The sequence below is a fragment of the Ruegeria sp. EL01 genome (genome assembly GCF_900313035.1).
Taxonomy (GTDB): Bacteria; Pseudomonadota; Alphaproteobacteria; order Rhodobacterales; family Rhodobacteraceae; genus Ruegeria.
Window position 1 is genome coordinate 115,932 of the sequence record NZ_OMPS01000001.1, and the last position, 12,994, is coordinate 128,925.

12 protein-coding genes are annotated in these 12,994 nt (G+C 56.8%); 7 read left to right on the forward strand and 5 right to left on the reverse strand.

Annotated elements, in window-relative coordinates; translation table 11 throughout:
* The first annotated feature begins 69 nt into the window (after positions 1–69).
* A complete protein-coding gene (locus D9K61_RS00485) occupies positions 70–771 on the forward strand; it encodes a GntR family transcriptional regulator (RefSeq protein WP_120631306.1) in 702 nt (233 codons plus the stop codon).
* A gap of 54 nt (positions 772–825) precedes the next feature.
* Here the strand turns inward: D9K61_RS00485 and phnY are convergent, their stop codons facing one another.
* Together phnY and D9K61_RS00495 are read right to left on the reverse strand one after the other, a co-directional pair.
* A complete protein-coding gene (phnY, locus tag D9K61_RS00490) occupies positions 826–2,271 on the reverse strand; it encodes a phosphonoacetaldehyde dehydrogenase (RefSeq protein ID WP_120631307.1) in 1,446 nt (481 codons plus the stop codon).
* Between the two features lie 145 nt (positions 2,272–2,416).
* Entirely contained in the window at positions 2,417–3,034 is a 618-nt protein-coding gene (locus tag D9K61_RS00495; RefSeq protein ID WP_120631308.1) for a TetR/AcrR family transcriptional regulator, read from the reverse strand.
* 203 nt (positions 3,035–3,237) lie between these two features.
* Here D9K61_RS00495 and D9K61_RS00500 point away from each other — a divergent pair, with 203 nt between their 5' ends.
* The 5 genes from D9K61_RS00500 to mtnA all read left to right on the forward strand — a co-directional run bounded on the left by D9K61_RS00500 (position 3,238) and on the right by mtnA (position 8,222).
* Positions 3,238–4,167 (forward strand): AEC family transporter, encoded by a 930-nt coding sequence (locus tag D9K61_RS00500; protein ID WP_120631309.1) that lies wholly within the window; start codon positions 3,238–3,240, stop codon positions 4,165–4,167.
* 104 nt (positions 4,168–4,271) lie between these two features.
* Positions 4,272–5,105: an S-formylglutathione hydrolase gene (gene fghA, locus D9K61_RS00505; RefSeq protein ID WP_120631310.1), complete on the forward strand. Its 834-nt coding sequence runs from the start codon at positions 4,272–4,274 to the stop codon at positions 5,103–5,105.
* Between the two features lie 3 nt (positions 5,106–5,108).
* Entirely contained in the window at positions 5,109–6,566 is a 1,458-nt protein-coding gene (gene sthA / locus D9K61_RS00510) for a Si-specific NAD(P)(+) transhydrogenase (RefSeq protein ID WP_120631311.1), read from the forward strand.
* On the forward strand, positions 6,563–7,018 hold the full coding sequence (locus D9K61_RS00515) for a YaiI/YqxD family protein (protein WP_120631312.1): 456 nt from the start codon (positions 6,563–6,565) through the stop codon (positions 7,016–7,018). The genes sthA and D9K61_RS00515 overlap by 4 nt, the downstream gene beginning before the upstream one ends.
* A 109-nt stretch (positions 7,019–7,127) precedes the next feature.
* Positions 7,128–8,222: an S-methyl-5-thioribose-1-phosphate isomerase gene (mtnA, locus tag D9K61_RS00520; protein ID WP_120631313.1), complete on the forward strand. Its 1,095-nt coding sequence runs from the start codon at positions 7,128–7,130 to the stop codon at positions 8,220–8,222.
* Between the two features lie 14 nt (positions 8,223–8,236).
* Here the strand turns inward: mtnA and D9K61_RS00525 are convergent, their stop codons facing one another.
* Positions 8,237–9,478 (reverse strand): MFS transporter, encoded by a 1,242-nt coding sequence (locus D9K61_RS00525; RefSeq protein WP_120631314.1) that lies wholly within the window; start codon positions 9,476–9,478, stop codon positions 8,237–8,239.
* A gap of 149 nt (positions 9,479–9,627) precedes the next feature.
* Between D9K61_RS00525 and zapE the strand changes: the two genes are divergently transcribed.
* Positions 9,628–10,686 carry a cell division protein ZapE gene (gene zapE / locus D9K61_RS00530; RefSeq protein ID WP_120631315.1) on the forward strand — a complete coding sequence of 353 codons (1,059 nt, stop codon included), beginning with the start codon at positions 9,628–9,630 and terminating at the stop codon, positions 10,684–10,686.
* Between the two features lie 59 nt (positions 10,687–10,745).
* Here zapE and D9K61_RS00535 read toward each other — a convergent pair whose 3' ends face one another.
* On the reverse strand, positions 10,746–12,020 hold the full coding sequence (locus tag D9K61_RS00535) for a folylpolyglutamate synthase/dihydrofolate synthase family protein (protein WP_120631316.1): 1,275 nt from the start codon (positions 12,018–12,020) through the stop codon (positions 10,746–10,748).
* On the reverse strand, positions 12,017–12,949 hold the full coding sequence (gene accD, locus D9K61_RS00540; protein ID WP_120631317.1) for an acetyl-CoA carboxylase, carboxyltransferase subunit beta: 933 nt from the start codon (positions 12,947–12,949) through the stop codon (positions 12,017–12,019). The genes D9K61_RS00535 and accD overlap by 4 nt, the downstream gene beginning before the upstream one ends.
* Between the last annotated feature and the right edge of the window lie 45 nt (positions 12,950–12,994).

Here is a 12,994-nt window from a genome sequence, read left to right on the forward strand (position 1 = left end):
AATCCTTTGCACATGTTCCGTTTCCCGACATATTCAGAATATGACTATCATTAAAACTAAGAGCCACACGTGACAGAGCCAAAGAGTATCGGATTCCAGGATATCCGTGACGAAGTCATCGAGCGCATCCAGACACGGGTGTGGCCGCAGGGCAGCCTACTCCCGACCGAGTTGGAACTGGCCGCCGAATTTGGCTGTGCCAGAGCTACGGTAAACCGGGCGCTACGCGAGTTGGCCGAGCAGGGTATTGTGACCCGCAAACGCAAAGGCGGGACCCGGGTTGTTACGACGCCGGTGAAACAGGCCAAACTACCCATCACGGTTGTGCGTCAAACAATCGAAGATATGAACGCGCAATACCGTTACGCTCTTGTAAGCCGCACGTTGATTGACTGCCCGGCCTGGTTGCAGGCAAAGCTCGGCATCCCTGAAGGGGCTCAGGTGATGCACCTGCAATGCATGCATCACGCCGACAACCGCCCGTTTCAGTTCGAAGAACGCTGGATCAATGTCAGCGCAGTTCCACATGTTGTGGATGAGGATTTTCTGACCGTTGGCCCAAATGAATGGTTGTTGGCCGAAGTTCCCTTCTCAAATGCCGAGATCTCATTTTCTGCTGTCCCGGCCACCGGGCAGCTGCAAGAGTTTTTGTCTATTCCATCGGGAACGCCGTTATTTCAGTTGGAACGCACAACTTGGTTCCGAAGCGATCCCGTAACGTTTGTACGCATGACCTTTCATCAGGGTTTTCAAATGCGCACAACGTATTGATTTTTGCCGAAACGGCTTCAACGTCACAGCGCTTGATCGGGCGGGCCCGGCGCCTCACTCTGGCCAGGGAAGTGAGTAGGTTTTAACGTTGGTGAAGAACTTCATCGCCTCGGTGACGCCTTCCTTAACACCATTGCCGCTGTCCTTTATGCCACCGAACGGAGACATCTCTGTGCGGTATCCGGGTTGTTCCCAAATGTTGCAGGTGCCGACGCCCAGACCATTGATAAAAGCAATCGCGCGGTTCAGATCGTTGGTGCAGACGCCGGATGACAAACCAAATACTGTCGCGTTTGAGATTACCATCACAGCCTGATCATCATCGGGGACTCGGACAATCGGAATTATGGGACCAAAGGTTTCTTCCATGACCAGTTCGCTGTCATGAGGTACATTGTCGACGACAATCGGGGGCAACAGCGCACCACGACGACCGGGATGGTACAGAACTTCAGCGCCCCGTTCTGCCGCATCCGTTACGCGCTTATCGAACAGCTGGGCGGTTTCAGCGCTGATCACGCAGCCCAGCTGAGTTTCGGGGTCTTGCGGATCACCAAAACGGATAGCTTTGGCTCTGTCCAAGACCATCGGCACAAACCTGTCAGCGACACTTTCCTGAACCAAAACACGTTTGATCGCGGTACAGCGCTGACCCGAGTTGCCAGTCGCGCCCGCCACGGCAATGGTGGCCGCCTTTTCCAACTCAGCGTCATCAAGATCATTCAACACGATCAACGGATCGTTTCCACCCAGCTCTAAGGCCTGCCGTTTGTACCCTGCTTTCGCGGCAATCATCTTCCCGACCGGGACACCGCCGGTGAAAGTGATGACTTCGATATGGTCATTCGTAATCATCTCGTCGCCAATATCGTCTGGCCAACCTGTCACCACTTGAAACATCTCGGGTGGCAAACCGGCTTCGTACAGGATATCGGCCAGTGTCAGTGCCGTCAGAGGCGTCAACTCGGTCGGCTTGCAAACCATACAATTGTTGGTGGCAATCGACGGCGCGATCTTGTGGCTGACCATGTTCAATGGGTGATTGAATGGGGTAATGGCACTTATGGCCTTAACCGGTTCGCGTTTGGTGAAGATTTTCCGGGCCTTGCCGTTTTGGGTCAGATCACAGGAATAAACCTGCCCATCGTCAATAAGCGCCTGCGAGGCGGCAAACTGGAAAACATCCTGCGCGCGCTTTGTCTCATAAATGGCATGTTGGTGGCAGATGCCCAGCTCTAACGTCAGCCATTTGGCCAGATACCCACGCCTCTCGCTGATCAACACGCCCGCCCGCTGCAGAATCTGACTGCGCTCAAAACGTGTCAAGCCCGGAGTGTAGTTGGCGGCAATTTCAAACGCCTGTCTCGCATGGTCAGACTGGCCTGCCGGAACGGTGCCAATCACTTCATTGGTGTAGGGGTAATGCACAGGAATAGTGTCTTCAGTAAAAACAACTTTCCCGCCAATGCGCATACCTTCGTTACGAATTTCGGCTGTCATTGCGCGTGTCCTTACCCGTAAGACCAAACACTGTTCGGGATCGAAAGCATCTATTAGGTCGGTTTGTCAGGACAAAATGATCAGATCGCCGTGCGTTTCAACTAGAAAATCGCTGTGCTCGCCAGCCACGTGCAGCCCGGCAATCTCAAACCCCGTAGCGCGCCATAAACATGTCGACGGCTTGCAACGCGACCTCACCGATCTCAGCTTCAGAAAAGCTGTTCTGGATTCCAAAGGCGGCGCGCGTCCAAATCCGAACTTTGCAAAGTTCCGAGAATTGTTCCGCCGCTATATGCACATCCTCGACCGCCAATTCTCCCTTGGCGACGGCTTTTTCCAGATATTCTGCCATCTGACGCTGGCCGTTCTGAGGACCCGCCTCATAAAACGCTCGTCCCAATTCCGGGAATCTGTCGCGTTCCGCAACGCAGATACGAAACACCTGCTGGGCAAAATCGGACACCAGAAAACTGGTCAATTGTGTCGCCGCAATCGTCAAAACCTCGCGCGCTGGTTTGGTTTCGTCGATCATCGAGATGACCCGGTCGGCCATGCGATTACATTCGGTTTGTGCAACTTCCATGAACAACAAGCGTTTGTCAGGGAAATAGCTGTAAAGGGTCGCTTTGGAGACACCCGCCGCACGCGCGATGTCATCCACGCTTGCACCTTCGAACCCATCCGCCATAAAAACCTCTCGGGCCCCGCGCAAAACCTGGTCGAATTTTCGGCCGGTGCGCAGGATGGCGGCGGTCTGGGTCATGTCATCTCCTTAGAATTTGGATGGATCGAGTTTATAAACCGATCAGTTCAGACACAACGATTCTCAGCGGAATTCAGGCGGCTCACGCAGAGTTCATAATTTTGGTGGCCCAATATCGCAGCTGCGCACTAAGCCCGCCAAATATATAACACATCCCGGCCGCAGCGGTTGCGCCAAGCGCAATCCATGTTAGGACGTTTCACATGGTCGATATCTTTTTGCGCACACTTCCGTTCTTTGCGATCATCGGCCTGGGATATTGGGCTGGTAGAACCCGGTTTTTTACCGCCGAAGCCACAGCATACCTCACCAAGTTCGTTTTCTACTTTGCCCTCTCAGCAATGCTGTTCCGTTTTGCATCCACCCTGCCCTTTGCAGAGATATTCAATGGGAGGTTGATGCTCGGATACCTGATCGGGACCGCGGCGGTTTACGCCCTGGCAAGTTTCGTGGCCTGGATACGCGGCCTCGACATTCCCACGGCCGCTGTCGAGGCGCAATGTGCGGCCATTGGAAATGTCGGATTTCTGGGCCTGCCCATGCTGGCGCTTTTGTTGACCGAGGCCGCGATCGGGCCAGTCATGCTGGTGCTGACAGTGGATCTGGTAGTTTTTTCTTCACTGATCGTCATCCTGATCAATGGCGGCCGGGATGGAAAGCTGACACCTGCCACTTTTCGGCTGATTGGACTGGGTCTGCTCAAAAATCCTATGATCGTATCAATTTCCGCAGGTCTTCTCTGGTCTGCATTGCAGGTGCCGGTTCCGGGACCTCTGAACAACTTTCTGACCATCCTTGGCGGCGCAGCGACACCCGGCGCTTTGTTTGCGATCGGGGCCTCGCTTGCCGGAAAATCAGCAGAACGAGTTCAGGTCGCCGCCTGGCTCAGTTTTTGCAAACTGGCTATCCACCCGATATGCGTCGCTGTTGTTCTGATCTGGCTGATCCCTATCGATCCCTTTCCGGCAACGGTTGTCATCGCGGCCGCGGCGTTGCCTGTAGCAGGTAATGTCTACATGCTGGCGGCGCATTACGGGGTCGCGCCGCATCGCGCATCAGCGGCGATATTGCTGTCGACCATCGCCAGCATTTTGACAATCCCGCTGGTTATCGCCTGGGTTGGAACACCCTGATCGACACCATTGCGAAAAAAGCCCGCCGCCCAAGACGCGCGGACTTTACGCGACGACGTTGGATCGTTAGCCATGTCGCGACACTAATGTAAGGACGATGCCTGATGGAAACCCTATCGGAAAATGCCTGTTTCGGTGGTGTGCAGGGCGTATACCGCCATGCCTCATCTACCTGCCAGTGCGATATGACCTTTGGCCTGTTTCTGCCGGTCGAGGCCAAGGATGGGCCGGTTCCAATCCTTTGGTATTTGTCAGGGCTGACCTGCACCCATGAAAACGCCATGACCAAAGCAGGGGCGCAGGCCTGGGCGGCTGAGCAGGGAATAGCCGTGGTTTTCCCAGATACATCCCCGCGTGGCGAAGGCGTTGCCGACCACGACGATTATGACCTGGGTCAGGGCGCCGGGTTCTACGTCAACGCAACTCAGGGACCCTGGGCGCCGCATTATAACATGTGGGATTATGTTGCCGAGGAACTGCCCGCCCTACTGGCCGAAAACTTCGCGATTGACAGCGATCGTCAGGCGATCACCGGGCATTCCATGGGAGGTCACGGCGCGCTGACGCTGGCCATGAATCTGCCGAGACGGTTCCGTTCAGTCTCGGCCTTTGCGCCGATCTCCAACCCCACTGGCGCCGATTGGGGGCGCAAGCAACTAAGCGCATACCTAGGCGGGGATGAGGCGCTTTGGGCCAAACACGACGCGTCTGTGATGATGAAACAGACGGGTTTTGATGGCCCGATCCTGATCGACACGGGCGCCAACGACCAGTTTATCGACCTGTTGCGTCCCGAAGCGCTGGCCAGCGCGATTGCCGAACGCCGCCAGCAAGCGATCTATCGTCTGCAACCGGGCTACGATCATTCGTATTTCTTTGTGTCCACGTTCATGGAGGACCACATCACCTTCCATGCCGAGGCGCTATACGGGGACTAGAAGATGAGCAAGTACGACTATGACCTGATCATCATCGGATCCGGCCCTTCGGGGCGAGCTGCGGCAATTCAGGCTGGCAAGCTGCAACGTCGTGTTCTGGTCATTGATCGCCAGGACCGGTTGGGGGGCGTTTCAGTCCACACGGGCACGATCCCGTCTAAAACGTTACGCGAAACTGTTCTGAACCTGTCGGGTTGGCGCGAGCGCAGTTTTTACGGCCGTTCTTACCGGGTCAAGGACCAGATCCGCGCCGAAGATCTGAAGGCGCGGCTGCACATGACGCTCGATCACGAGGTCGATGTGTTAGAGCATCAGTTCAACCGAAACCACGTCGAAACCTTGAATGGCTTCGCGAAATTCGTTGGCCCGCATGAGGTTGAGGTCGCAACAGACGCAGGTGAATCGACGTGCCTGACAGCGGCCAAATTTCTGATTGCCACCGGCACGAAGACCTATCGACCGGACTACGTGCCGTTCAACGGCAAGACCATTGTTGACGGCGACACTTTTCTGGAAATGGCGGAAATCCCCCGCTCACTCGTGGTGATCGGAGCCGGGGTGATCGGCGTTGAATACGCCACCATGTTCTCGGCCCTGGACGTGCGGGTCACCTTGATCGAGCCGCGCGATACCTTCCTCGATTTCATCGACAGCCGGTTGATCCACGACTTCACCCACCAAATCCGTGAAAACGGCGTAGATCTGAGACTGGGTTCAGCAGTGGAAAAGATCGAAGATGCAGGCAGTCATGTCGAAGTTACATTGGACAACGGGCGGCACGTGCGGGGCGAAATGCTGTTGTTTGCAGCCGGTCGCATGGGGGCCACATCAGCCTTGAATTTGGACTCGGTTGGGCTGGAAACCGATCACCGCAACCGGATCAGTGTGGATCGCAAGACCTATCAGACAACGGTGCCGCATATCTATGCGACTGGCGATGTCATCGGGCACCCGTCGCTTGCGTCAACATCGTTGCAGCAGGGTCGTGTAGCGGCTTGCCATGCGCTGGACACCCCGACATTGCCGGAAAGCCCATGGTACCCTTATGGCATCTATTCGGTGCCCGAGATTTCCACGTGCGGTATGTCTGAAGAAGAGCTGCAAGAGCGTGGCATCCCCTACGAAGTAGGCGTGGCGCGATTCCGCGAAACCTCGCGCGGGCATATCATGGGGTTGGAACATGGCATGCTGAAAATGCTGTTCTCACTGAAAACCCGACGGGTTCTGGGTGTGCAGATCGTGGGCGAAGGTGCAACCGAGTTGATCCACATTGCTCAGGCGGTGCTGAACCTCAAGGGTACGGTGGACTACTTCGTGCAGAACACTTTCAACTATCCGACCTTGGCAGAAGCGTACAAAATCGCCGGGTTGGATGCGTTCAACCGCATGCCGATCCCCGAAGAATTCAAAGTGCGCAAAAAGACCGATGAGCCCGCCAAGAAAGAGGCCAAAAAGGCGTGACCACGCTCTACATCGACGGAGATGCCTGCCCCGTAAAGGCCGAGGCCGAACGGGTCGCCACAAGGCACAAGGTGCCAATGGTGCTGGTCTCAAATGGTGGGTTGCGGCCTTCGGCCAATCCGCTGGTTCAAGTCGTCATTGTCGCGGAAGGCGCGGATGAGGCGGATAAGTGGATCGCGGACCGTTGCGGTCCGGGTGATGTCGTGGTCACATCCGACATCCCGCTGGCGGCGAAATGCGTTGAGGCTGGTGCGCGTGTCCTGCGCCCGACTGGTGAGGCGTTCACACAGGCGAATATTGGCCAGCAGCTGGCGATGCGGGACCTTATGGCCGACTTGCGCGCGGCCAATCCTCTGGGCGCGGGCGGCGGCGGCAAACCCTTTGGCAAGGCCGATCGGTCCCGCTTTCTGGACACGCTCGAGCGGGAATTGCGGGCCTCGCAGCGCCAGTAGCGACCCTGCAAAAGTCATCACATACCGGAATGGTGGCGACTTTCGCTTGTGTCTGATCGCGGCAACCTCAACACTCGTGCAGAGCGATTTTGAGCACGGAGCGCAGATTATGAAGGTAAAAAACGATCACTACCGATCGATCTGGTGGGACAAGACGGCCGATGAGGTTCGGATAATCGACCAGCGGTGGCTACCGTATCAGTTTCGAATAGTGACCCTGAAATCCCTCGACGAATTCGCGACGGCGATCCGCGACATGTGGGTCAGAGGCGCGCCTTTGATCGGGGCGACCGCTGCGTTTGCAATAGCCGAACAAATGTCACGCGACAGCTCGGACGCCGCCTTTGACGCCGCTTACGATGTCCTGCACGCCACACGACCCACGGCGATCAACCTCAGATGGGCACTGGACAGGTGCCGTGCGGCACTGATGCCCCTGACCGTCAGTGACCGAGCTGATCGGGCCTGGGCCCTGGCACAGGACATCGCCGATGAAGATGTCGAGATCAACGCATCGATTGGCCGCCACGGTTTAGAGTTGATCAAGGAGATTGCCGCGCGCAAGCCCGAGGGCGAACCGGTCCGCCTGCTGACCCACTGCAACGCGGGCTGGCTGGCAACAGTGGATTGGGGCACGGCAACCAGCCCGATGTATCACGCGCATGAGGCAGGTATTCCAGTCCACATCTGGGTCGATGAAACACGTCCCCGCAATCAGGGGGCACTGACCTCATGGGAGCTGGGCGAACATGGCATTCCACATCGCTACATCGTGGACAATGCAGGCGGGCATTTGATGCAGCATGGGCTGGTTGATGCGGTGATCACCGGCACCGACAGAACCACCGCGCAGGGGGACGTGTGCAACAAAATCGGCACCTATCTGAAAGCGCTTGCGGCCCGCGACAACGGGGTACCATTTTACGTTGCCCTGCCCTCGCCGACAATCGACTGGACTGTGCGGGACGGCGTGGCCGAAATCCCGATCGAGGAACGCGATCAGCGCGAGGTGACACATGTCATGGGCGTTGACGATCAGGGAAGTGTCGAAGATGTGCGCGTTGCGCCCAACGGGACCGAAGGCGGCAATCCGGCTTTTGACGTCACCCCCAACCGGCTTGTGACGGGCCTGATCACCGAACGCGGCGTATGCGGCGCCTCAGCCGAGGGACTGGCGGCGCTGTTTCCCGACCGGGCAGGTTGACCAGCTGCAGCGGCTCAGACCGCCGCTGCCGTTGCCCTGCGGTTTTCGCGGATCGGCAGGTGGATTATTGCACTGAAGGCGCCGATTGCGACGCCGATCCACCATACCGTGGTGTAGTCGCCGTATTGGTCATACATGCGACCGCCCAACCAGACGCCCAGAAAACTGCCAACCTGATGGCTAAAGAAGATGATGCCGTACAGCGTTCCCATATATCGCAGACCATAGAGATGCGCGACCAGACCAGATGTCAGAGGAACGGTTGCCAACCACAGCGACCCCATCACCAGCGAGAAAGCGATCACTGAAAGCGGCGTGATCGGAAATACGATGAACAACGCTGCTGCAATCGTTCGTCCTGTGTAAACTGCGGCCAACAAGTATTTCTTTGGAAAACGATTTCCTGCCCAACCGGCCAGTAAAGTGCCGCCAATATTGGCCAAACCGATCAAAGAAATCGAGACTGCACCCAAGGCGGATGTGGATGTGATACCGATCGAATGCAGAACACCCCCCGGCTGGATTGGGCCACACATCTCGGTCACGAAGGCCGGAAAATGCGCCGTGATAAAGCCCAGCTGATACCCGCAACTGAAGAACCCCAGGAAGATAAGCGCATAAGACGGGTCTCGAAGTGCCTTGCCCAGAATTCGGGCCATGCTTTCTTCCTGCTCAACCTTGCTCATCGGCTGCGGTGCGCGCATGAACGGCAGTGTCAGGACGAGTGCCAGAACCGCAATGGCAAACACGATGAAGACCTGTTGCCAAGGCAGGAACGTCAGCAACCATTCTGCTATCGGAGCGCCGAGAACCTGACCAAAGCTGCCGGCTGCTGTGACAATGGCAAGCGACATGGATCTGTTTTCGTCAGACGACGCCCGACCTACAACGGCCAGGACCACACCAAACCCGGTTCCGGCGATACCAAACCCGACAAGCCAGGCATACATCTGGTGTTCAAACGGCGTAACAGACCACGCCGACAGCACCATGCCAGCGGCGTAGACCAACGCACCCAGAACGATCGCGCGGCGATCACCCACCTTTTCGGCGATCGCGGCAAAGATCGGCTGTCCAATCCCCCAAGCCAGGTTCTGGATCGCTATGGCCATCGAGAAATCAGTCCGCAGCCAGCCGAATTCTTCCGCAATCGGGATCTGGAACACACCGAATGAGCCACGTACAGCGAAGTTCACCGTGATGATGATGCAAGCAACGATCAGGATTGGATTCAGCAGGCGAACGGATTGCGGCATCGGGCCCCCATGGTATTCGTGTATTGGAAACTACTGTTTTTGGTGAAGGCGTCAAATCAGCAGATTTGCGGTCACTAATAAGCAATTTTGATGCCTCTTGAAATTTGGTTGCTTTTCAAGTGGCAAGCCGAACGGTAAGGCTCAGACTCATGACGGATCTGATTTCGCTTTACGAGGCCCTCATCGCCGACGGGTCCTTGACCCGTGATGACGCGCAGGAGGCCGTTCTGCCGCATTTCGAACGTATCCGAAAGGCATTGGCTGAACCGGTCAAACGTGGCTTGTTTCGCAAAGCTCCGCCCGCACCCAAAGGGTTGTATCTGTGGGGCGGTGTTGGGCGCGGGAAATCCATGTTGATGGATATGTTCGTCGACAATTTGACAGACATTCCGGCAAGACGCGTTCATTTCCATGCGTTTATGCAGGAAATCCATGCCGGAATGCACAAGGCGCGGCAGGACGGGGTCGAGGACGCCCTGGCACCCGTGGCGCAGGGCGTGGTGAAATCCGTGCGCTTGCTGGCTTTCGATGAGATGCAAATCACCGATATCACCGACGCGATGATTGTCGGGCGCTTGTTCGATATGTTGCACAAGGATGGCGTGGTGGTTGTCACAACATCCAACCGCCACCCGGACCATCTATACAAGGACGGGCTGAACCGGCAGCTGTTCCTGCCATTCATCGCTCATATCAAGGAACAACTTCAGGTGTGGGAACTGGTGTCGCCAATCGATTATCGGCAAAACCGATTGGAAGGCGCACCGGTCTATTTTACTCCGATCGGACCAGAGGCGCGGCAGAATATTCGTGGTGTGTGGACGGATCTGGCGGGCGGTCCAGCCGATCCGCTGGTGCTGCAAGTCAAGGGGCGTGCTGTTGAATTGCCCCAGTTCCGCAATGGTGTGGCGCGCGCTTCGTTCTATGATCTGTGCGGACGTATGCTGGGGCCAGCCGATTACCTGGCCATCGCTGAAGAGGTGAAGGTTCTGGTGCTCGAGGACATCCCTCGCCTATCACGCAACAATTTTAATGAGGCGAGACGGTTCGTCACCCTGATTGATGCGCTTTATGAAGGAAAAGTACGCCTGATCTGTTCCGCCGCCGCTGAGCCTGAGATGCTGTATGTCGAAGGCGAAGGGACGTTTGAATTTGAACGCACCGCCTCACGCCTGCGGGAGATGCAAGATCAGGGCTGGGGGAAATAGGGGCTCTGCCGCCGCCGCCATAGGCGGCTCCCCCGGGATACTTATAGCCAGATGAAGATTTAGCCGTTTTCGCGCAAGACATTGCCGGCAAGATAGAGCGACCCACAGATCAAAACGCGCGCCTGCGGATTCTGCCCGACAATTCCTTTCAGCGCGCCAGCCACACTGTCCGCAGTGGACGCGGGCAGGTTGACCTTGGCGGCCGCCACCGCAGTATCTTCGGCGCTTAGGGTATTCGTCTCGCCCGGGATTGAAACGCCGGTCAGGCTTTGGGCCTGTTTGGCCAAAGGGGCCAGATAGCCTGTCACATCCTTGGTGTTGAGCATCCCACAAATCATATGGGTTGGGCGTTTGGGCAGTTTGGCCAGCACATCCGCCACAGCGATCCCGGCGGCGGCGTTGTGACCACCGTCAAGCCAAAGCTCGGCCTCTGGCGCCATCTGCACCAACGGCCCGGTCTTCAGACGCTGCATGCGGGCGGGCCATTCGGCCTTGGTTACAGCCGCTTCGTAAGCAGCATCGCCCATTTTCAGATGCCGCAATACAGCCAGCGCCGCGCCCGCGTTTTGAATCTGATGAGTTCCCAACAAGTTGGGCAGGGGCACGTCGCGCAAACCGGTTTCATCCTGATAGACCAAGCTCCCGTTTTCTTCGTGCACATGCCAATGTTGACCATGAACGAACAGCTGAGCGCCAAGTCGTGCAGCTGTGTATTCAATGACTTCCAGCGCTTCTTCCTGTTGCGGACCGACGATGCAGGGCACGCCAGGCTTGATGATTCCGGCTTTTTCCGCTGCGATCTTGCCCAAGGTGTTACCAAGGAATTGCTCATGATCGATCGAGACCGGTGTGATGACCGTCACGGCGGGCCGCTCGATGACATTGGTCGCGTCCAGACGACCCCCAAGCCCAACTTCAAGCAGCGTGTAGTCAGCCTGTGACCGGGCGAAGGCCAGCAAAGCAGCGCAGGTCGTGATCTCAAAATAGGTGATGTTTTCGCCACCATTGGCCGCATAACATTCGTCCAGAACTGCGCTCAGATCGTCTTCGGAAATTAGATCCCCGGCCAAACGAATGCGTTCGTGAAAGCGGGCCAGATGTGGCGAGGTATATGCATGGGCCCTCAGACCCGCGCCTTCCAGACCGGCCCTGATCATTGCCTGCGTCGAGCCTTTGCCATTGGTGCCAGCGATATGAATCACCGGCGGCAGCTTGGTTTGAGGACTATCCAGCGCAGCTAACAGGCGCCAGACGCGATCCAGAGTCAGGTCGATAATCTTGGGGTGCAGTGCCATCATCCGGTCAAGGATCAGGTCGGACTTGGGCGCGGTCATTCCTTGTCTGCGTCCTCAGTCGGGTTTTCCTCAGCCGATTCTTCTGGGTCTGGCGCGGGCAGGTCCCCTTTGACCGCTGGCGGCAGGTCCATCAACATGCGGATGATGGTGATCAGCTCTTCCCGCATTTCGGTCCGTTTGGTTACCCGGTCAAGCATGCCGTGGTCCAACAGGTACTCGGCGCGCTGGAACCCTTCGGGCAACTTCTCGCGAATTGTCTGTTCGATCACACGCGGTCCGGCAAAGCAGATCAATGCGTTTGGTTCCGAGATGTGAACATCACCCAGCATCGCATAAGAGGCAGTGACACCACCGGTGGTCGGATGCGTCAGCACAACGATGTAGGGCAGGTTTGCCTCTTTCAACATCTCGACGGCGACCGTAGTACGTGGCATCTGCATCAGGCTTAGGATACCTTCCTGCATGCGTGCGCCACCGGCCGCAGAAAACAATATCAAAGGGCGACGCAGTTTCACCGCCTCTTGGGCTGCGGCAATGATGGCGTTGCCAACATACATGCCCATTGAACCACCCATAAAGGAAAAATCCTGCGCTGCGGCCACGATAGGCGTGCGGCCAATCTCGCCAGTGGCGACCAGCATTGCTTCTTTCTCGCCGGTTTTTTTCTGGGCCGCTTTCATACGATCCGGGTATTTCTTCTGATCACGAAACTGCAGTGGGTCGTCTTTGGGAGCAGGAACGTTGACGTCCGTAAAAATACCGCCGTCAAACAGGTGACTGAAACGGTCGCGCGGGGTGATTGCCATGTGATGATCGCACTGCGTGCACACATTCTGATTTTCCGCCAACTCGCGGTGAAACAGCATTGTTCCGCATTCATCGCACTTGTGCCAAAGGTTTTCGGGCACTTCGCGGCGCGAGAAGATCGAATTGATCCGGGGGCGGACGTAGTTTGTGATCCAGTTCATGTCGGAACCTTGCTGATGCGGCGTTGACGTCAAATAAGACGCTAC